Annotated in this window: 16 protein-coding genes; 7 read left to right on the forward strand and 9 right to left on the reverse strand. The window is 58.6% G+C overall.

Annotated elements, in window-relative coordinates; all coding sequences use genetic code 11:
• Positions 1-86: 86 nt before the first annotated feature.
• On the reverse strand, positions 87-3,935 hold the full coding sequence (locus tag ACIQU2_RS24780) for an EAL domain-containing protein (RefSeq protein WP_403144615.1): 3,849 nt from the start codon (positions 3,933-3,935) through the stop codon (positions 87-89).
• Positions 3,936-4,487: 552 nt separating this feature from the next.
• Here ACIQU2_RS24780 and ettA point away from each other — a divergent pair.
• Positions 4,488-6,152, forward strand: a complete 1,665-nt coding sequence (gene ettA, locus ACIQU2_RS24785; protein ID WP_347805734.1) for an energy-dependent translational throttle protein EttA — start codon at positions 4,488-4,490, stop codon at positions 6,150-6,152.
• A gap of 416 nt (positions 6,153-6,568) precedes the next feature.
• Here the strand turns inward: ettA and ACIQU2_RS24790 are convergent, their stop codons facing one another.
• From ACIQU2_RS24790 to ACIQU2_RS24805, 4 genes are all read right to left on the reverse strand, one after another.
• Positions 6,569-7,063: a GreA/GreB family elongation factor gene (locus tag ACIQU2_RS24790; RefSeq protein WP_403144618.1), complete on the reverse strand. Its 495-nt coding sequence runs from the start codon at positions 7,061-7,063 to the stop codon at positions 6,569-6,571.
• A 70-nt stretch (positions 7,064-7,133) separates the two neighbouring features.
• On the reverse strand, positions 7,134-7,490 hold the full coding sequence (locus ACIQU2_RS24795; RefSeq protein WP_403144621.1) for a hypothetical protein: 357 nt from the start codon (positions 7,488-7,490) through the stop codon (positions 7,134-7,136).
• A gap of 129 nt (positions 7,491-7,619) precedes the next feature.
• Positions 7,620-9,473, reverse strand: coding sequence for a DUF4105 domain-containing protein (locus ACIQU2_RS24800; protein ID WP_403144624.1), 1,854 nt, complete (start codon positions 9,471-9,473; stop codon positions 7,620-7,622).
• Between the two features lie 220 nt (positions 9,474-9,693).
• Entirely contained in the window at positions 9,694-10,182 is a 489-nt protein-coding gene (locus ACIQU2_RS24805) for a DUF3015 domain-containing protein (RefSeq protein WP_008154254.1), read from the reverse strand.
• A gap of 276 nt (positions 10,183-10,458) precedes the next feature.
• Between ACIQU2_RS24805 and ACIQU2_RS24810 the strand changes: the two genes are divergently transcribed.
• Together ACIQU2_RS24810 and ACIQU2_RS24815 are read left to right on the forward strand one after the other, a co-directional pair.
• A complete protein-coding gene (locus ACIQU2_RS24810; protein WP_347804763.1) occupies positions 10,459-12,897 on the forward strand; it encodes an AAA family ATPase in 2,439 nt (812 codons plus the stop codon).
• Positions 12,898-13,215: 318 nt separating this feature from the next.
• Complete coding sequence (locus tag ACIQU2_RS24815; RefSeq protein WP_347804762.1) at positions 13,216-13,557, forward strand: hypothetical protein; 342 nt, start codon at positions 13,216-13,218, stop codon at positions 13,555-13,557.
• A gap of 5 nt (positions 13,558-13,562) precedes the next feature.
• Here ACIQU2_RS24815 and ACIQU2_RS24820 read toward each other — a convergent pair whose 3' ends face one another.
• Complete coding sequence (locus ACIQU2_RS24820) at positions 13,563-15,392, reverse strand: hypothetical protein (protein ID WP_403144628.1); 1,830 nt, start codon at positions 15,390-15,392, stop codon at positions 13,563-13,565.
• 171 nt (positions 15,393-15,563) lie between these two features.
• Here ACIQU2_RS24820 and ACIQU2_RS24825 point away from each other — a divergent pair, with 171 nt between their 5' ends.
• The 3 genes from ACIQU2_RS24825 to ACIQU2_RS24835 all read left to right on the forward strand — a co-directional run bounded on the left by ACIQU2_RS24825 (position 15,564) and on the right by ACIQU2_RS24835 (position 17,224).
• On the forward strand, positions 15,564-16,052 hold the full coding sequence (locus ACIQU2_RS24825) for a TIGR00645 family protein (RefSeq protein WP_347804760.1): 489 nt from the start codon (positions 15,564-15,566) through the stop codon (positions 16,050-16,052).
• A gap of 133 nt (positions 16,053-16,185) precedes the next feature.
• On the forward strand, positions 16,186-16,485 hold the full coding sequence (locus ACIQU2_RS24830) for a DUF6482 family protein (protein WP_403144631.1): 300 nt from the start codon (positions 16,186-16,188) through the stop codon (positions 16,483-16,485).
• A 121-nt stretch (positions 16,486-16,606) separates the two neighbouring features.
• Positions 16,607-17,224, forward strand: coding sequence for an FKBP-type peptidyl-prolyl cis-trans isomerase (locus tag ACIQU2_RS24835; protein ID WP_046048787.1), 618 nt, complete (start codon positions 16,607-16,609; stop codon positions 17,222-17,224).
• A gap of 49 nt (positions 17,225-17,273) precedes the next feature.
• Here ACIQU2_RS24835 and ACIQU2_RS24840 read toward each other — a convergent pair whose 3' ends face one another.
• The 3 genes from ACIQU2_RS24840 to ACIQU2_RS24850 all read right to left on the reverse strand — a co-directional run bounded on the left by ACIQU2_RS24840 (position 17,274) and on the right by ACIQU2_RS24850 (position 19,206).
• Positions 17,274-17,531, reverse strand: coding sequence for a hypothetical protein (locus tag ACIQU2_RS24840; protein WP_008154268.1), 258 nt, complete (start codon positions 17,529-17,531; stop codon positions 17,274-17,276).
• A 205-nt stretch (positions 17,532-17,736) separates the two neighbouring features.
• Positions 17,737-18,078, reverse strand: a complete 342-nt coding sequence (locus ACIQU2_RS24845) for a zinc ribbon domain-containing protein YjdM (protein WP_347804758.1) — start codon at positions 18,076-18,078, stop codon at positions 17,737-17,739.
• Positions 18,079-18,237: 159 nt separating this feature from the next.
• Positions 18,238-19,206 carry a polyprenyl synthetase family protein gene (locus tag ACIQU2_RS24850; RefSeq protein ID WP_033054288.1) on the reverse strand — a complete coding sequence of 323 codons (969 nt, stop codon included), beginning with the start codon at positions 19,204-19,206 and terminating at the stop codon, positions 18,238-18,240.
• 240 nt (positions 19,207-19,446) lie between these two features.
• Between ACIQU2_RS24850 and rplU the strand changes: the two genes are divergently transcribed.
• Positions 19,447-19,585: 50S ribosomal protein L21 (gene rplU / locus ACIQU2_RS24855; protein WP_403144636.1), on the forward strand; the 139-nt coding region annotated here is incomplete at its 3' end.

The following is a 19,585-nucleotide window of genomic DNA, read 5'->3' on the forward strand; positions in this document are numbered from 1 at the left end:
GCGAGCAAGCTCGCTCCCACATTTGGAATGCGTTCCCCTGTGGGAGCGAGCTTGCTCGCGATAGGGCCATCAGCAGCGCTGAAGATTCAGTCGAACATGAACAACGCATCATTGCTGAACTGCGCCTCAAACCGGCTCGCCGGCATCGGCCGCCCGAACAGATACCCCTGAACCTCGTCGCAACCATGCTCACGCAGGAAGTCGAGTTGCTCGTGGGTTTCCACGCCCTCGGCGATAACGGCCAGATTGAGGCTGTGGGCCATGGCGATGATCGCGCGGGCAATCTGCGCATCCTGCTCACCCGACGGCAGGCCGTCGACGAAGGTGCGGTCGATTTTCAGCACGTCGATCGGGAACTGCTTGAGGTAGTTGAGCGATGAGTAACCGGTGCCGAAGTCGTCGACCGCAATGCTCAGGCCGAGATTTTTCAGCCCGGCGAGAATCTGCATCGCTTCGCTGACTTCGCGCATCAGGATACTTTCGGTCAGTTCCAGCTCCAGGCACGCCGGCGGCAGACCGGTTTCCTTGAGGATGGTGGCGATCCGCGTCCCGAGTTGGCCGTCGGAGAACTGCCGGGCCGAGATGTTCACCGACACCTTCGGTACCCGGACCTTGGCCTGATGCCAGGTCTTGAGCTGACGGCAGGCCTCGCTGATCACCCAGTCGCCGACATCCACCACCAGGCCGAGCTCTTCGAGCACCGGAATGAAGTCTCCCGGCGGCACCAGACCGCGTCGCGGATGGCGCCAGCGCAGCAAGGCTTCAGCGCCGGTCAGGCGTTTGCCATCGCCGCTGAACTGCGGTTGGTAGTAGAGGACGAATTCGTCCTGCTCCAGGGCGTGACGCAAGTCGCTTTCCAGCTCCAGACGCTCCAGGGCGCTGGCGTTCATATCGGCCTGATAGAACTGGAAGTTGTTCTTGCCACGCTCCTTGGCGTGATACATCGCGGTGTCGGCGTTTTTCATCAGCTGGCTGAGTTCGTTACCGTCCTGAGGGCTCAGGGCGATGCCGATACTGGCGGTGACGAAGAACTCGCGGCCTTCAAGCACGAACGGTTTCACCAGGCTGGCGAGAATCTGTTCGGCCACATGAATCGCCCGGTTCAAGGCAATTTCACGGTTGGCCCGCGGTTGCAGCAGCAAGGTGAATTCATCGCCGCCCATGCGCGCCACAGTATCGTCATCATCGACACAGCCGAGCAGGCGCGTGGCCATTTCCTTGAGCATGCGATCGCCGGCGGCGTGGCCAAGGGAGTCGTTGATCGGTTTGAAGCGGTCCAGGTCGAGGAACATCAGCACCACCCAGGACTTCTGCCGTTCGGCCGATTGCAGCGCCGTGTGCAGGCGATCCTGGAACAGTGTGCGGTTGGGCAGGTGGGTCAGGGCGTCGTAATAGGCGAGGCGGTGAATCCGCTGTTCACTGGCCTTGCGTTCGCTGATATCGCTGAAGAAGCACACGTAGCTGGCCAGATCGCCTTCGTCATCCAGCACCGCCGTAATCCCGACCCAGGCCGGGTAATGCTCGCCATTGCGTCGTTTGAGCCAGACTTCGCCTTCCCACGTGCTGTGCTGATGCAATTGCTTGAGCACATAACGCAGATGCGCTTCCTGCTCCTCGTCAACGGTCAGCATGTTCGGCAACTGGTCCAGCACCTGCTCCACTGCATAACCGCTGACACGGCTGAAGGCTTCGTTAGCCTGGACGATGTAGCCGGCCGGGTCGGTGATCAGGATCGCCGAGGTCGAGTGCTCAAAAACGGTCGCGGCCATGCGCAGGTCTTTTTCGGCCCGGCGTTGCTGGCTGATGTCGCGACCGACGCCCAGCACGCCTTCGAATGCACCGTGTTCATCCCAGACCAGCACCAGCCGCAGTTCGATAGGAATCTTGCGCCCGTCGGCCCGCAGACAGTCGAACAAAAACAGTTGGGTCTGCACCTGGCTGCGCAACATCGCCAGTTGGTCGGGTTTATTCAGCGCTTTGCTGACCCGGTCCATCAGGCTGTAAATGCCGGTCAGTTGTTGGGGGTTGGCGATGGTCGATTGCCAGCCGTTCTGGAAAATCCAGTCGGCGTCGTAGCCCAGCACGGCTTGCACCGATGGGCTGACGTAGTTGAGCGCCATCTTGCTGTCGGTTGAGAAAATCACGTCGCTGATGCTTTCGGCGAGCATCCGGTAACGCTGCTCGCTGTCGCGCAGGGACTCACTGGCTTCAATCTGATCGGTGATGTCCTTGGCCACGCCGATGATCCGCGTGACCTGATCGTGCTTGTCCCGCGCCAGCGCCTGTTCGCGGATGTCGAAGCGCCGCCATTTACCGTCCCGGTGGCGAAAGCGCAGCTGGCATTGCATCAATTGTCTGTAACCGGCCTGCCGCTGGGTTTGGCGTGAGCGGTGGTAGAAGTCGGCATCTTCGGGGTTCAGCAGAATTTCCCAGAAGTACTCGCCCATCTGGTGCAGTTCGGTACGGTTGTAACCGAGCGTCTGGCCCAGGTGGTGGTTGCTGAAAATCATTCGCTGGCTGATCACATCTTGCACGTACAGATGATCCGGCACGGTGCGCACCACATCGGACCAGAATCCTTCACGCTCCAACAGCGACAGTTCGACGAGCTTGCGGCTGGTGATGTCAGTGATGCTCAGGATCACCGCTTTATAGTCGTCCTGGTCTTCCGGCAGACGCAGGACCAGCCACAGGTGCTGGTCGCGGCCATTGGCGTCCTGCAGTTTGATTTCCAGTTCAAGCTGTTTCTGCTGGTTGAGCACCGCGTCGAGCACTTGATAGCCGATGGCGGCGCCGTCCTGCGGGTTGCCGTCGATCAGCAGTTTCCAGGCTTGATCGCAAGCGTTGACGTTGAGCAGTTGCAGGGCGACCAGGTTGACCTCGGTGATGCGCAGTTCCTGCAGCAGTTGCTGGCGTTGTTCCGGTGTCTCGAGCCAGGCCTTCAGGTGTTCGCTACTGTGCAGCTGAGCCTTTTCGAAGAAGCTTTTGAGCCCGGACACGTCGAGTACACACAGGGCGACGCCGGTGCCTTCGAAAATATCCTGGTAGCGTCGACGGCCTTCGTGCACCTGGCGTTGGCGGCGGCGCATGTTCAGCAGGGCGATGAACGGCAGCAGGGAGAAGGCCAGGCCCAGAAGGCATTTGCCGATGAACGCCGGCAGCAGCTGTTCGATCAACCGTTGCCGGTCGAACAACCCGCGCAGTTGCCAGTCGCTGCTGCTCAGGGGCACGGTCAGCACGCTGTTGGCCAGCTCATCCGGTGTCATCACCGCCGGAGTGGCCGAAGGCTGCCCATCGTCGCGGCTGATGATCTGGTGATTGACGCGGTTTTCCACCACCCACAGCGGGCGAATACCGGTTTCGTTTTGTTTGGTCAGCGATGAGAAAAATGTCGGCGTCAGGCGCAGAACCCAGTAGCCGCGGGTGCTACCGCTGGCTTGATGCAGCAGCAGATGCACCACCGAACCATCATTGGCATTGCTGAAATAATGGGCCTGGGCGTGACTGCGCCGGACCAGTTCGCTCAGGTAGTCGGCATCGTCGCTGTTGTCGGCGCTGTCGGTGAGGACTTTCCCGGAAGGGCTAAGCAACGCGAGGCTGCGCAGGTCGGGCAAGGATTTTTGCAGTTTGCGCAACAGCGCCTGCTGTTCGTCGGCGCTTTGCGGTTGTTCGACGATCGGTAGCAGGTTGAGGGCGATCTGGGCGTTGAGCGCCATGTTCAGGCTGACTTGCGAGGCCAGATCGGCGGTGTAGTCGATGGTGTACTGACGCTGGTGTTGTTGGGTATCGCGCAACTGATCCAGCAACTGCCAGAACAGCAGCGCGAGCAACAACAGGACGAGCGCCGCCAGCGCGCCCTTCAAGGACCCACGCAGGGGTGAGCCGGTCGCAGGATTGAGTGCGCTCACGGAAGAAGGGGGAGAGACATTAGACAAACTGTAATCCTGCGGTTTGGCTGGACTGGCGCGACGTGCACTATAAGCCGGACGCCCGGAGGGCGGCTAGCATGCCCTGAGTTGTGGCAAAGTGCCAGTCCCGCTCGGCTGGACTGCCTCTCGTCATTAAGGTAGCTTTGCCGGTTACGCGGGGGCGTTCCAGCTCTAGGGGGCATTCTCAATTAGTTTCCGCGCCGCGCCGCGCCTGCTGTTGTGCAGGGCAAGGCGCGAGAAGCGTGGTTTGGTCATTCCAAATAAGCTTCGAGCAACGCAGCCCTGCACAACAGCAGGCCCGGCCCTTTGGGTTGTGCCTTAAAGCGGGCCAGACTGCGTTGCAGGCCTTGGAAAGGGAACAACCATTCCCAGCGGCCTGCGCCTTGCCTGGCCCGCTTTAAGGCGACAACGCGGCGTGGAAACTAATTGAGAACGCCCCCTATAATCAGGCTTTTTCAGCGCGCACGTATTGATAGCTATCAATCGGCCGACGCGCACAGCCTGGCCAGGCATCGCCTGCGCTCCAATCATTCATCAGTCACTGACCCTAGGTTCTCCATGGCTCAATACGTATTCACCATGCATCGGCTGGGTAAAGTTGTTCCGCCGAAGCGGGAAATCCTGAAAAACATTTCGCTGTCGTTCTTCCCGGGCGCCAAGATTGGCGTACTCGGCCTTAACGGTTCGGGTAAATCCACCCTGTTGAAAATCATGGCGGGCGTTGAAACCGAGTTCGACGGCGAAGCCCGTCCGATGCCGGACCTGAACATCGGCTATCTGCCGCAAGAACCGATCCTGGACCCGACCAAGACCGTGCGTGAAGTGGTCGAGGAAGCGGTCAGCGTGATCAAGAACGCCCAGGCTCGCCTGGACGAGGTCTACGCGGCTTACGCTGATGAGGATGCCGACTTCGACAAACTGGCCGCCGAACAGGCCAAGCTCGAAGCCATCCTGCAGGCCAGCGACGGTCACAACCTGGATCGCCAACTGGAAGTCGCCGCCGATGCGCTGCGTCTGCCGGCCTGGGATGCCAAGGTTGAATTCCTGTCCGGTGGTGAGAAGCGTCGTGTGGCCCTGTGCCGCCTGCTGCTGTCTGCTCCGGACATGCTGTTGCTCGACGAACCAACCAACCACCTGGACGCCGATTCCGTCGCCTGGCTGGAGCACTTCCTGCACGATTTCCCGGGCACTGTGGTCGCGATCACGCACGACCGTTACTTCCTGGACAACGTCGCTGGCTGGATTCTCGAGCTCGACCGCGGCGCCGGTATCCCGTACGAGGGCAACTATTCGGGTTGGCTTGAAGCCAAGTCCGATCGTCTGGCTGCCGAATCCAAGCAGCAGTCGGCCCACGAAAAAGCCATGAAGGAAGAACTGGAATGGGTGCGCAAAGGCGCCAAGGCCCGCCAGTCCAAATCCAAGGCTCGTCTGCAACGCTTCGAAGAAATGCAATCGCAGGAATTCCAGAAGCGCAGCGAAACCAACGAGATCTACATCCCGGCCGGTCCACGCCTGGGCGACAAGGTCATCGAATTCAAGAACGTTTCCAAGGGTTATGGCGATCGCGTGCTGATCGACAACCTGTCGTTCTCCATGCCTAAAGGCGCCATCGTTGGCGTGATCGGCGGTAACGGTGCCGGTAAATCGACCCTGTTCCGCATGCTGATGGGCAAGGAAACGCCGGATTCGGGCAGCATCGAAGTCGGCGAAACCGTGCAACTGGCGTGCGTCGATCAGAGCCGCGAAGACCTGGACGGCAGCAAGACTGTGTTCCAGCAAATCTCCGACGGTTCCGACCAGATCCGCATCGGCAACTACGAGATCCCGTCGCGCACCTACGTCGGTCGCTTCAACTTCAAGGGCGGCGATCAGCAGAAGTTCGTCAAGGACCTGTCCGGTGGTGAGCGCGGTCGCTTGCACCTGGCGCTGACCTTGAAAGAGGGCGGCAACGTCCTGCTGCTCGATGAACCGTCCAACGACCTCGACGTTGAAACCCTGCGTTCCCTGGAAGAAGCCCTGCTGGACTTCCCGGGCGCTGCCATTGTGATCTCTCACGATCGGTGGTTCCTTGACCGCGTCGCGACTCACATCCTGGCGTACGAAGACGACTCGCAAGCGGTGTTCTTCGAAGGTAACTACTCCGAGTACGAAGCCGATCGCCGCAAACGCCTGGGCGAAGCCGCGACTCAGCCGCATCGTGTACGGCACAAGAAACTGGCCTGATTTCAGGTTGGTTGCATGAAAGAACGGAGCCTTCGGGGCTAATGCCAGTCAGTTAAGCAATTTCAGCTGCAACGCACTTCCTTGTAGCAGCTGCCGAAGGCTGCGTTCGGCTGCGCAGCAGTCGTGAAATCAGACGATGCGGTGTTTCAGGAAGACCGCAAACCCAGGTTTTACGACTGCTGCGCAGACGAACGCAGGCTTCGCCAGCTGCTACGGATTGTGTCGTTCCTTAACTGATCGGCATTAGCCTTCGGGGCTCCGTTTTTTTTGGTTTTTCAGTTACACCGAGGTGCGCCTATCGCGAGCAAGCTCGCTCCCACAGGGGTTGGTGTTGACTACAAATCCGGAGTCCACTGAAGATCTACTGTGGGAGCGAGCTTGCTCCGGGCGGCGTTCCGACGATGGCGCCTTCAAGCTCACCCAATTTCTATGCCCAAAACCTCAATCACCAAGTCCCCCGCCGGCCGCTTCCACAGCACTTCATCCCCCACCTGCACGCCCAACAACGCCCGCCCCAGCGGCGAGCCCCAGTTGATCAATCCGCTGGCGGCATCCGCCTGATCCTCGCCCACCAACTGCACGCGTTGTTCGTTGCCCTGTTCATCGGAGAACGTCACCCAGCCGCCAATCTGTACCTTGTCGGTCGAGGAGGCCGGGATGACTAACTGGGCGCTTTGCAGTCGTTGATTGAAATACCGCCAGTCACGCTCGAGGTCAGCCTGGCGCTGCTTGTCGGCCAGTTCACCTTTCGCACTTTGCTCATTGAGCAGGTTTTGCACCTCGGCAAGTTTCGCCTGAAGCTGCGCAAGCCCGGCGGGCGTGACGTAATTGGGCTGCGCACTGACCTGCCGTTCGACGGGCTGATCGGCTTGCGCGGCGGCGTTATCTTCATTGACGAAGGCACGACTCATGGTGTTCTCCCGTTATAGGGTTTGGGCCATGGTCGCAGGCTTTTAGTTTCGACAGATATCTGTCAGCGACTTATTGCGAGCGAAAAGCACGAGCGGCGTCCTGATCCTTCTGCTGCTGCCAGGCTTTTTCGCGCTCGTCCCAATGGTGGCTGCGATAATTCTCACGGTCCTCGCTTTCGCGCATTGCCTGACACTGACGGAAGCCATCGCTCCAGCCCTCGGCGTACTGCTTGTCCTTGAGGTAACGCGGAACGTTTTTACGAAACTCTCCGGTGATTGCCCCCGCCGCTTGCCGGCCACTGCTGCAACCGTCATCGAAGCCATCGGCGAATGCCGGTGGATAACCCTTGGCGATCAAATCCTCGTGGGTCGTCTGGCAACCCGCGATCAACATCAGCAAACCCACCACACCCACGCAACGCCACATCTCAGACTCCCAGACCGTTCAACGGCCAATAGGGGAAGTCTAGAAGCGGGATCGTGAGGCGTTTGTGGAAGGACTGTGAAAAATCCATTCAACACTACAAAACCACATGGGAATTGCGGTGCTTTCGAGCTAGTAGTGATACCACTTCACCTCAAGCATCACTTCGTTCTCGGGCGAAGCCAGGTGGCTGAATTCTCGCTGGGCACTCAGGCGCAAACCCAGGTTGCGCGACAATTCCCACTGCTGATTCAGACTCACGCTACGGCGCACTTCGCCATTGGTGAAAAAATCGCCCTTGGCTTCCAGGCTGAGGTTACCCAACGGGTTTTTCCACAGCAAACCGCTGTTGAAGCCCGCCGCCGGGGCGATGAAGCCGGCAAAGTCGTTGTTGTGTTCAATGCGCACGGTGCCCAAAGCAAAGCCGAGCATGTCGTCGCCCAGTTGCCAGGTCCCGCCGCCACCACCATTGACGTGGCTGACCAGGGTTTCGTCGTCATGCTTGCCCGGCACGCGCTCCAGGCCGCCGGTAACTTGCCACGAGAGTGGTTGCAGCAATTCATTGCGCGGGGTCAGGGAGCGGATGGTCGCCAGGTCCAATTGCTGCAACTGCCAGTGATTGCCTTCGTACTGGCGCAGTTTCATTTGCAGGATTTCAATCTGCGCGCCGAGGGGAAAGCTCTCGGCGTTGTCGTTGAGGTCGTGATACGCCATGCGCAGGCCATACTCGCCAAACGCCTTGTCGCTTCGAGTGCCGATGCCGGCCTGCCAGGTGCGCGATTCATGGCCGTCCTCAGGCAGGCCGGGTTGCGGGATGTCCAGTTCCGGCGCGGGGTTCTGGTTGATCGCCCGCAGAAGTTCGAAACTGCGCTGCGCCCGTTGCGGATCACGCTCCTGGCCGTTGGCGCGGTAGCGCTCCAGGCGATAGGCTGCGTCGATGATCAGCGCCTGGCGATCCTTGGGTTGAGCCTTGAACGCCGGTTCCTGCAACTGCTTCTGGTCGGCGCTGACTTTCAGCACCCATTCCTGTTCTGAATGGGTCAACGGCTCGGCGCGGCTCAGCAGTTCACGTTCGCGAGACGGTCGATACTGAATGGATTCCACCAATCCGGCTTCTTTCACCGCCTTGACGGTGTCGGTAGGAATTGCGGTCAGCGGGAACTGTTCGGTCAATCGCAGGTTCGGGCGGGCTACTTGCAGCAATTCCAGCAGACGATAAGAGCAGTTTTCGTCGAAGAAAAAATAGTCGAACTGGATCTGCTTTAGCTCCCAGACGTGCTCGACCATGCGTTCGGTTTCTGCCTGGGTCAGGTTCAGGCGATATTCCCACAGATCGCGATTCTCGAGACTGCGGTATTCCGAGAGCTTTTCCTGATAAGGCACCAGCGCAAACAAACCAGGATAGCCGCCCATCAAGCCTTTCCAGGCATACAGGATGCTGTTGTCGGAACCTTCAATGTACGCGCCGAAGTTGATCGCATAACTGAGCAGGGCGGTTTGATCGCTCTGCACATTGGCCTGGTCGATGCGCAGCAGCGTGTGGCCGAACATCGATGACGGGCTGTTCAGATAGGCCGCCGGAAAAATCATTACCGCACTGTGAGGCGAAACATCCTTGAACCATTGCTTGAATTCAGTGCAGGGAAGCTCCGGCAGATCGCTCAGGTTGAGTTGTGCCTTCAGCCAGCGGGTGCGCGCGGGGTAGACGCATTGCGCATGTTTTTCGCCGGCACTGGCCGGGGCGTACAGCGCTTGCACGGTCGCCGTTAGTTCACGGTCAGGATGTTCATTGCCGTCGGCGGCGAGGAAGAATTTCTTGTCGCTGACATAGCTGCGCCAGCCGCCGAGTTTGGCGGTTTCGTAGTGACCCAGGGAAATCCAGAAGGGGTCGTTGGCCAGTTGCTGCAAACGTTGATTGTCGATTTTGGGCGTGGCAGACAGCGGGGCGCAGACACAGAGCGCCAGCCAGGCAAGGCGTTTGAGCATAGTGGGCAACTTAAGTCGAAAGAAACAAAGACCCAGCGCGGTTGATGCCATTTGTCTGTAGGAGCTGTCGAGTGAAACGAGGCTGCGATCCTTTGATCTTTAAAAGCAAAGATCGCAGCCTCGTTTCACTCGACAGCTCCTACAGTTGAATGACATTACCCAAAGAGGGTCAGGTTCAAAAAATAAAACCCGTTCCCCGAAAGGAACGGGCGCGTCGAGCTTAAGCTTGAGTGGCGTACTTGGCCAGACGAGGATCGCTCTTCAGAACGGCCAGGGTGTTGGTATGCACGTCGTCAGCGGTCACATCAGCCTTGCTGAAGATCTGCTGGAAGTGCTCATGAGTGACGGCGGCGAAATGCGCACGGTCTTCCGGCGCCACGCCCAGTACCACAGCGTAAGTGGTCAGCGCTTCGCCCTGACCTTTAGCCATGTCTTCAGACAGCTCGTTCATCATGCCATTCATGGCAATCCAGGATTTGCCGCCATAGGTCAGCGACGCATTGGTCGAGCAACCGTTGGTACCAGAGGTCATACCGAACGTTGCGTTGCCGGACGTGCCGTTGGTGGTGGATGCCAGGAAGTGAGCCGGGGTGCCACGCTGACCTTCGAACAGCATGTTGCCCCAACCGCAATCCGGGCCGCCTGGCGCCTGAGCCATGGCGTTGATGGATACAGCGGTGAAGAGAGTACCGAGAAGAATCCGTTTCATAGCTTTGTTCTCTTTATGTGCATACCAATGGACAAGGGGTCTGGCCCAATCCGGCGCCAGTGGGCCAGTTATTAATCCAGCCGCGCAGTTTGGAGTTTAGGCACGATCCCGGGGTTCCGTGATTTTTTGCAAAACATTCGTTGAAAACATTGATTTGGCCCCGGCCCACCTAGGGATGCCGCTTTGTCTATGCTTTGGCTAGAGGCGCGCCTTGCAAGTGAGGTATGGGCAGCGCCAGAATGCCGCTATCTGCCCCGCCTGATGTAAGGAAGCCCGATGCCTGATCCTGTTGCTGCCAGCTTGCGTCTAGCGCCCGAAGCGCTGACCCGTCCGTTTTCCGCTGAACAGTTCAGCTTCTCTACCACCAATGATTTGGAGCCCTTCCGCGGTGTGCTTGGCCAGGAACGTGCGGTCGAAGCCTTGCAGTTCGGTGTGGCGATGCCACGCCCCGGTTACAACGTATTCGTCATGGGCGAGCCCGGCACCGGCCGGTTTTCGTTCGTCAAACGCTACCTGAAAGCCGAAGGCAAACGCCTGCAGACCCCGGCGGACTGGGTCTACGTCAACAATTTCGATGATCCTCGCGAACCTCGTGCCCTGGAATTGCCATCGGGCACCGCCGGCGCCTTTATCGATGACATCAACGGCTTGATCGACAACCTGCTGGCGACTTTTCCGGCCGTGTTCGAGCACCCGTCCTACCAGCAGAAGAAAAGCGCCATCGACCGCGCCTTCAACCAGCGTTACGACAAGGCGCTGGACGTGATCGAGCGCCTGGCGCTGGAGAAGGACGTTGCGCTGTACCGCGACAGCACCAATATCGCCTTTACGCCGATGAGCGAAGGCAAAGCCGTGGACGAAGCCGAATTTGCCCAGTTGCCGGAAGCCGATCGCGAGCGTTTTCACGACGACATTTCATGGCTGGAAGAGCGGCTGAACGAAGAACTCGCCAGCCTGCCGCAGTGGAAGCGTGAGTCGAGCAATCTACTGCGCCAGCTCAACGAAGAAACCATCACCCTGGCCTTGCAGCCCTTGCTTTCTCCGTTGTCGGAGAAGTATGCGGAAAACGCGGCGGTCTGCGGTTACCTGCAAGCCATGCAGGTGTACTTGCTCAAGACCGTGGTCGAGCAACTGGTGGACGACAGCAAGACGGACGCCATCGCCCGCAAGCTGCTGGAAGAGCAATACGCGCCGAGCCTGGTGGTCGGTCATCCGTTCAGCGGCGGTGCGCCAGTGGTCTTTGAGCCGCACCCGACTTACGAAAACCTGTTCGGCCGCATCGAGTACACCACCGATCAGGGCGCGCTCTACACCACGTATCGACAGTTGCGTCCGGGTGCGCTGCACCGCGCCAACGGCGGCTTCCTGATTCTTGAAGCAGAAAAAATGCTCAGCGAGCCGTTCGTGTGGGATGCGCTCAAACGCGCGCTGCAATCGCGCAAATTGAAAATGGAATCGCCGCTGGGCGAGATGGGCCGTTTCGCCACCGTGACCCTTACTCCGCAACATATTCCGTTGCAGGTCAAAGTCGTCATCATTGGCGCCCGACAGCTCTACTACACGCTGCAGGACCTCGATCCGGACTTCCAGGAGATGTTCCGCGTCCTGGTGGACTTCGACGAAGACATTCCGATGGTCGACGAAAGCCTGGAGCAGTTCGCCCAGTTACTCAAAACCCGCACTTCCGAAGAAGGCATGGCGCCGCTGACCGCCGATGCGGTGGCGCGTCTGGCGACTTACAGTGCTCGCCTGGCTGAGCACCAGGGGCGTTTGTCGGCGCGGATCGGTGATCTGTTCCAACTGGTCAGCGAGGCGGATTTCATTCGCCAACTGGCCAGTGACGAAATGACCGACGCGGGGCACATCGAACGTGCGCTCAAGGCCAAGGCCACGCGGACCGGGCGTGTCTCGGCGCGGATTCTCGATGACATGCTGGCCGGGATCATCCTGATCGACACGGATGGCGCGGCGGTGGGCAAATGCAACGGGCTGACAGTGCTGGAGGTCGGCGACTCGGCGTTCGGTGTGCCGGCGCGGATTTCCGCCACGGTCTATCCGGGCGGTAGCGGCATCGTCGATATCGAGCGCGAGGTCAACCTCGGTCAGCCCATTCACTCCAAAGGCGTGATGATCCTCACGGGGTATCTGGGCAGCCGATACGCCCAGGAATTCCCACTGGCGATTTCCGCGAGTATTGCCCTTGAGCAGTCCTACGGTTACGTCGATGGGGATAGTGCATCGCTGGGCGAGGCTTGCACGCTGATTTCGGCGCTGTCGAAAACCCCGCTCAAGCAGTGTTTTGCGATCACCGGCTCGATCAACCAGTTCGGTGAAGTGCAGGCGGTGGGCGGGGTCAACGAGAAGATCGAAGGCTTCTTCCGGCTCTGCGAAGCCCGCGGGCTGACCGGTGAGCAGGGAGCAATCATTCCCCACGCCAACGTTGCCACGCTGATGCTCGACGAAAAAGTGCTGACGGCGGTGCGCGCGGGGCAGTTCCACGTCTACGCTGTGCGCCAGGCTGATGAAGCCTTGAGCCTGTTGGTCGGCGAGCCAGCCGGTGCGCCGGACGCCGATGGCCAGTTCCCTGAAGGCAGCGTTAACGCGCGGGTGGTGGAACGCTTGCGGGTCATCGCAGAAATGATCAGCGAAGAAGACCTCAAGGAAGCCGAGAAAGAAGCTGCGCAAGAAGCACTGGTCGAGGCCAAACCGGCTTGATACAAACCTGAGGTCGCCTCAATCCCCTGTGGGAGCGAGCTTGCTCGCGATAGCGGACTGTCAGCCAACAGAGATGTTGAATGTCAGTGCCTCATCGCGAGCAAGCTCGCTCCCACATTTGACTTGGGTGAATCACAAAAAAGTGCCATCAGTCTGGCGTCAATATTCACACAATGACCATTCGGCGCCTTCTGGTCTCACTTGACGTGCTAGTCAAACTTTTCTTCTATTCTCAGCTCAAGGATATCGACAGTAATCACTGGATCGAGACAGCCCTCCCGTGGGGGCTGAATACCGGATCTACCGAGGGTCGCCGCCATGTCGCGCAACCTCTGCCTCACCCGTCAATGCCTGGGCCTTGTGACCCGTATCGAGTGTGCCATCCGCCCATTGGCGGGGGATACGGGCATGTGGACCTTACTCTTCGCCGCCGGAATGGCCGGCGAACAACCTTCTGCCATCAAAGCCCAGGGCCCGTTTCATGGTCCCTTTGTGGCTGAGTCGATCCTCGACACCATCGTTGAAAGTCTCACCCTGCACGGCTATGAGCTGGCCGATGATCCGCAAATCTGGTGCCTGCACCTGCAAGCTCAGCTGCGGGAAATCAATGGTGGCCGCTGCCGCAACCTTGGAGGTTTCGAGTTTCGGCCCGAGCACTGAGCAGGCTATTGAGCAAGGTTGGACGTGTCCGCCTTGTCGAGTTTGACCTCGAAGCCATATTGCACGGTGGAGAGATCGGTACGTTGATAGGTTTCCAGACGGGCAGGCTGCCCGTAGAAATAATGCACCCCCAATAATGCCGGGCCTTCTGCGCTCGCATCGTGGCTGACCGAAAGAATCTCCTTCAGATAATTGCCGCTGTCGTCCTTGGCGAAGAAACGCCAGTCCTGGGCGGGAAACTGCTTCAGATCAACCACCAGCGCATTGCCCTTGAGCGCCAGCCCTTTGGGCAACTGGAGGGCGTCGATGGTTTTCTTTTCGACGGTGGCGAGAAACAGCGGCATGGAGCCCACGGCGTAAGCCGGGGTTTCTGGAAACAGGTTCAAGTCGTAGGTGATGGTGCCGCGCAGGGGATCGACCTGGTAAGCCTCAGGCGGCAATTCGATCGGCTCATCGCGTTTGCCGTTACCGTCCTCGGTAAAGAAACTGACCGGGCTCTCACCGGGGTTGAAGGAGGTGCCGAGCAGCTCATCATTGAAGCTTTTGCGGTGATCAAACTCGATTCGCGCGGCACTGGGGTCTTCGACCGACTGATTGATGCGGACGCTCTTTTTCAGTTGTTCCTCGCCAAGTGTGGCGCCCTTGAGCCAGGTCGGGGCCTGGTCGTCGTACACCACCACCGGCAGCGTCAGTGGCTGGATGGTCTTTTGCGTGGTGTGTGGGTCGAAGCGAAGTACCGGCAGGTTCAGGTCCTTGCGGGTCACCGTGGCGGTTGAAAAGTCCAGTACGCTGACCTCAAGAGTTTCGATCGGCCCGTTGAAGTACACCTTGGAATACTGGTGGCTCTGTTGCTTCTCAAAGGCGCGCTGCTCTTCATCGACCTGTTTCTCGAAGCTCTCGCTCCAGGCTTTCTGCTGTTGCATTTTCGCCAGTTGCTTTTGATAGAAGGCTATTTGTGCGGAGGTTTCGTTGATCGAGCCTGAGCGCGAGAGAAATTGCCCGGTGCTGTCCTTGGCCTGGACGATCAGCGGGTTCAACGGTGTTTCGCTGACCTCGGGGGCCAGTGGCGCGCTGTTGTTGAATTCGATTTCGGCGTAGTTGTTTGCAAGGTTCAGCAGGGTGACGCTGAGGTTGTCGTTGGTGCGAGTCTGGCCAACGTCCTTTTTCGTCAGGTCGAAGCTGTAGAGCCGGCGCGGCGCGATGACTTCCACCTTGCCTTGCAGGCTCACCGGTTGTGGCTGGTTCTTGTTTTCGACATCCAGGCCATCGATGAAAGGGTAGGTCACCGTCAGGTCGTCGGGGTTGGTCAGGTTTGAACTCGATGGGCTCAGTTGAATGCCGGGATCGGTTTCTGACCATTCCGGCTGAAACGGGATGACGCGTTTGTTGCTCAAGGTCACCGATTGCCATTCAAGACTATGGGGAAAGAGAAACGCGACCGGAATGTTGAAGTTGAAGGGGAACACCGGTTGCAGATCGGTCAGATAGTCGGAACTGGAGTCTTTGTGCAGCACGAACAGACCGTTGATGTACGTGTCGACCAAGGCTTGGGGCGTCGGATAGTGCTTGAGGATGGCGAGGGCGTCTTCGCCATACTCTGTTTCCACCGGTTTGCTGTCCAGCTTGAGTTGCGCACGCTCGAGCAACAACAGTGAGCCGCCGAGTTCAGCCACGGCATCCTTGAGTTTCGGATCCTGAATCGCATCCAGAGACTTCTCGAACTGCGCAGTCTTTTCCTCGAGGCTGACCTGGCGCTTCTCATCGCTGGGTGAGCAGGCGCTCATCAGCAAGGCCAGGCAAATACCGGCGCTCGTTAAAGGCAATCGCACATCCATTTCCCGTCTTCCTGTCCGATGTTGCTGAGCTGTCAATGCTTTGGACACTAGCAGAAAAACCTTGTCACACACGCGCAGGTTGCGGATTTTTCGACGGTTTCTGGCTGCTTCTGGGTATAGACAGGCGGCTGGTATACTCGCAGCCATTTCCAACCCCACGTGTGAGAGTCAATGGAACGCTTTATCGAAAATGCAATGTACGCCAGCCGCTGGCTGCTGGCGCCGATCTACTTCGGTCTGTCCCTTGGACTGCTGGCCCTGGCGCTGAAATTTTTCCAGGAAGTGTTTCACGTCATCCCTAACGTATTCTCGATGGTCGAGTCGGAACTGATTCTGGTGCTGCTGTCGCTGATCGACATGGCGCTGGTGGGCGGTTTGCTGGTGATGGTGATGATTTCCGGTTACGAGAACTTTGTTTCCCAGCTGGATATCGACGAAAGCAAGGAGAAACTCAACTGGCTGGGCACCATGGATTCTTCTTCGCTGAAGATGAAAGTGGCAGCCTCCATCGTGGCGATTTCGTCCATTCACCTGCTGCGGGTTTTCATGGACGCCCAGAACCTCGATCCCGAGCATTTGAAGTGGTACGTGATCATCCATATGACCTTCGTGATTTCGGCGTTTGCCATGGGTTATCTGGATAAGCTGACCAAGCACTGATCGCTTTTTATCGCTATACCAAACCGCCTGTCTGTTGCGAAACAGACGGGCGGTGTCGTTTGTGGCTTGTACTTTGATGCGCCGAGGCCTATGCCTGTAAGGATCTTGGCTCGCCACTGTGTGAGGTATGTTCATGAACCTGCAAGAGTTGAATGCCTATGCCATCGCCGGGAAGATCGATGAACTCAACCTGATCTCGATGGAAGGCGGGATCTACCTGTTGGAAGCGCGGATGCATGGCGCGGCGTATCCACTGAGTGATGCTCACGGCGAGACGTTTCATCTGCGATCGGTCGAGCATGCGCGTGAAGTGCTTCATTCCTTCCCCAACTTGCCATTCAACCTTGTGCACACCTCGGTTCATGATGAAATGTGCGGGCTGGGGGGCAGCACCGAAGAGAGTCTGAAGGTCCCGATCGGGTGTCAGCACTGACACCCCTCATCAACGCAATGGCATCTGTGCTAGTCTGCTGGCCCTTTTGGTTCCGGGCGCTCCGGGACGCGCTGTGTACGCACGGCAAGTTCCAGGGCCGTCCGCACAGCGGAGCAGTGTCATGTCCGAAGTAAATCTGTCCACCGACGAAACCCGCGTCAGCTACGGTATTGGCCGTCAGCTGGGCGACCAACTGCGCGACAACCCGCCACCGGGCGTTAGCCTGGACGCGATCCTGGCAGGTCTGACTGACGCTTTCGCCGGCAAGGAAAGCCGTGTGGGTCAGGAAGAAATGTCCGCGAGCTTCAAGGTCATTCGCGAAATCATGCAAGCTGAAGCAGCTGCCAAAGCTGAAGCCGCTGCTGGCGAAGGCCTGGCATTCCTGGCTGAAAACGCCAAGCGTGATGGCATCACCACCCTGGCTTCCGGCCTGCAATTCGAAGTGCTGACTCAGGGTGAAGGCGCCAAGCCAACCCGTGAAGATCAAGTGCGCACTCACTACCACGGCACTCTGATCGATGGCACTGTGTTCGACAGCTCCTATGATCGTGGTCAGCCTGCAGAATTCCCGGTTGGCGGCGTGATCGCTGGCTGGACCGAAGCCCTGCAACTGATGAACGCCGGCAGCAAATGGCGTCTGTACGTGCCGAGCGAGCTGGCTTACGGCGCTCAAGGCGTTGGCAGCATTCCGCCGCACAGCGTACTGGTATTCGACGTCGAACTGCTCGACGTTCTGTAAGACCGTAACCCTGTAGGCGCTCTGCCCCTACAGGGTTTTTCAGCGTTTTTCATATTTCGATCTTGTGGTGCAGTTCGCTTGTCGGGCGCAATGCCCGGGCATAGCAGAACAGAAACAGATTGCGCACCAGTTCCTTGAGCACCACCGGCTCGCTGGAACTCAAGCCGTTGACGTCCAGATCACCCTGATCCTGCAGCTCGTTCAAGGCTTCTTCTTCAAGCACCGCACAGACTTCCCCGGTTTCCCGATGCAGGATCCTGAGGTAAGGGTGTGGGCGGTCCAGCCAGGCATCGATCAAATAAGTCATGGGTCTCATCTCCATTGATGGGTTTCAATGAGAATAATTCTTATTCATTAAATAGCAAGGACCTATTGGCGGTTTGTGTTTTTTTAAGGGTAAAGGTTGCGTAAGGTAAAACGGCTGGCGTTTGGCTATTGCGAGGGGTTGTTGGGCGAAGCGGGGGAGGGTGAAGCACCATCCCACGCAGGACGCGGGATGGAATACAGCAGGCTCAGACTTTTCTGACGAACTCGGATTTGAGCTTCATCGGGCCGATGCCGTCGATCTTGCAGTCGATGTCGTGATCACCATCGCACAGGCGGATGTTCTTGACCTTGGTGCCGACCTTGACCACTAGCGACGTGCCCTTGACCTTGAGGTCCTTGATCACGGTGATGGTGTCGCCGTCCTGCAGGACGTTGCCGACCGAATCCTTTTTCACGGTGTCATCGGACACTGCTTCGGCTTCGCCGCTGGCGGACCACTCGTGGGCGCACTCAGGGCAGATCAGCAGGGCGCCGTCTTCGTAGGTGTATTCGGAATTGCATTTTGGGCAGGGTGGCAACGTGCTCACTAAAGCTCCTTGGGTTCAGGATCGCTAAAAAGCGCACATTGTATAGGGTTTTATCGGAGGAGGGGCACACAGCAAAAGATCGCAGCCTTCGGCAGCTCCTACAGGTGTACACAAAACACTGTAGGAGCTGCCGAAGGCTGCGATCTTTTGATCTTGCTTTTAGTGCGTACGGGCGACCGCAAACTCGCTCAACTCGACCAGTGCATCGCGGTATTCGCTGGCAGGCAGCGCATCGAGGCACTTGATCGCGCGGGCCACGTAGTCACGGGCCAGTTGGGCGGTGTAATCCAGCGAACCTGAGGCTTCCACGGCTTCGCGGATGCTTTCCAGGTCTTCGATGCCGCCTTTCTGGATCGCCTTGCGCACCAGGGCAGCCTGCTCCGGCGTGCCTTCGCGCATGGTGTAGATCAGCGGCAGGGTCGGTTTGCCTTCAGCCAGATCGTCACCGACGTTCTTGCCCAGGGTTTCGGCGTCGCCTTTGTAGTCCAGCAAGTCGTCGACCAATTGGAACGCCACGCCCAGATGATCGCCGAAGGTGCGCAGGGCTTCTGACTGTTCCGATGTCGCTTCGCAGAGCGCTGCAGCACTGTGTGTCGACGCTTCGAAGAGCATTGCGGTCTTGCCGCGGATGACTTCCATGTAGGTTTCTTCGGTGGTGCTGGCGTCACGAACCTTGGACAGCTGCAACACTTCGCCTTCGGCGATGATGCGCGTGGCTTGCGAAAGGATTTTCATCACCGGCATGGAGCCCAGTTCGACCATCATTTCGAAGGACCGCGAATACAGGAAGTCGCCCACCAGCACGCTAGGGGCGTTGCCCCACATGGCGTTGGCGGTCGAGCGGCCACGGCGCATGCCGGACATGTCGACCACGTCGTCATGCAGCAAGGTCGCGGTGTGCAGGAACTCGATGGTCGCGGCCAGCAGGCGCAGGTCATCGCCTTCGCGACCCAGAGCCTTGCCACACAGCAAAACCAATAGAGGGCGCAGGCGTTTACCGCCAGCCGAGGTAATGTAATCGCCGATTTTCGATACCAGCGGCACTCGGGAAGTCAGCTGCTTCTTGATGATGCCGTCGACGGCGCTAAAATCGTCCGCCACCGCGCGGTAGAAAGCTTGGGGTTGCATCAGCGACAGTTGCTCCAGAAGGGTTGCGCGGCATGCTAGGACCCACGTCGGCGGGTGTCAAGGTACGATGGACGGCCTCTTGCATCGCTCCGGCAGCTTGCGTACAATCGCGCACCCTGAACTTCCTGGGCAGCACCTGCCTTACGCAATTGCAAACAGGCCTTCCAGCCCAATGCAGCCATGCCAGCCAATACCTCTTCTTATAAAGAGCTGGGTGAGCAGGATTATCGGAGAAATACCATGTCGTACGCAGTAATTGTTACTGGTGGCAAGCAATACAAGGTCGCCCCAGGTGAATACCTGAAGATCGAAAAACTGGAAATCGCTACCGGCGTATCCGTTACTTTTGATCGCGTTCTGTTGGTCGCCAATGGCGATG

The organism is Pseudomonas sp. NPDC098740 (genome assembly GCF_044760065.1).
GTDB lineage: Bacteria > Pseudomonadota > Gammaproteobacteria > Pseudomonadales > Pseudomonadaceae > Aquipseudomonas > Aquipseudomonas rossensis.

Coding starts and splice junctions, on each gene's coding strand:
- ACIQU2_RS24820 (WP_403144628.1), bottom strand. CDS start 15,392: ATGGATGTGCGATTGCCTTTAACGAGCGCCGGTATTTGCCTGGCCTTG.
- ACIQU2_RS24840 (WP_008154268.1), bottom strand. CDS start 17,531: ATGACTTATTTGATCGATGCCTGGCTGGACCGCCCACACCCTTACCTC.
- ACIQU2_RS24830 (WP_403144631.1), top strand. CDS start 16,186: ATGAACCTGCAAGAGTTGAATGCCTATGCCATCGCCGGGAAGATCGAT.
- ettA (WP_347805734.1), top strand. CDS start 4,488: ATGGCTCAATACGTATTCACCATGCATCGGCTGGGTAAAGTTGTTCCG.
- ACIQU2_RS24835 (WP_046048787.1), top strand. CDS start 16,607: ATGTCCGAAGTAAATCTGTCCACCGACGAAACCCGCGTCAGCTACGGT.
- ACIQU2_RS24800 (WP_403144624.1), bottom strand. CDS start 9,473: ATGCTCAAACGCCTTGCCTGGCTGGCGCTCTGTGTCTGCGCCCCGCTG.
- ACIQU2_RS24790 (WP_403144618.1), bottom strand. CDS start 7,063: ATGAGTCGTGCCTTCGTCAATGAAGATAACGCCGCCGCGCAAGCCGAT.
- ACIQU2_RS24805 (WP_008154254.1), bottom strand. CDS start 10,182: ATGAAACGGATTCTTCTCGGTACTCTCTTCACCGCTGTATCCATCAAC.
- ACIQU2_RS24850 (WP_033054288.1), bottom strand. CDS start 19,206: ATGCAACCCCAAGCTTTCTACCGCGCGGTGGCGGACGATTTTAGCGCC.
- ACIQU2_RS24810 (WP_347804763.1), top strand. CDS start 10,459: ATGCCTGATCCTGTTGCTGCCAGCTTGCGTCTAGCGCCCGAAGCGCTG.
- ACIQU2_RS24825 (WP_347804760.1), top strand. CDS start 15,564: ATGGAACGCTTTATCGAAAATGCAATGTACGCCAGCCGCTGGCTGCTG.
- ACIQU2_RS24815 (WP_347804762.1), top strand. CDS start 13,216: ATGTCGCGCAACCTCTGCCTCACCCGTCAATGCCTGGGCCTTGTGACC.
- ACIQU2_RS24795 (WP_403144621.1), bottom strand. CDS start 7,490: ATGTGGCGTTGCGTGGGTGTGGTGGGTTTGCTGATGTTGATCGCGGGT.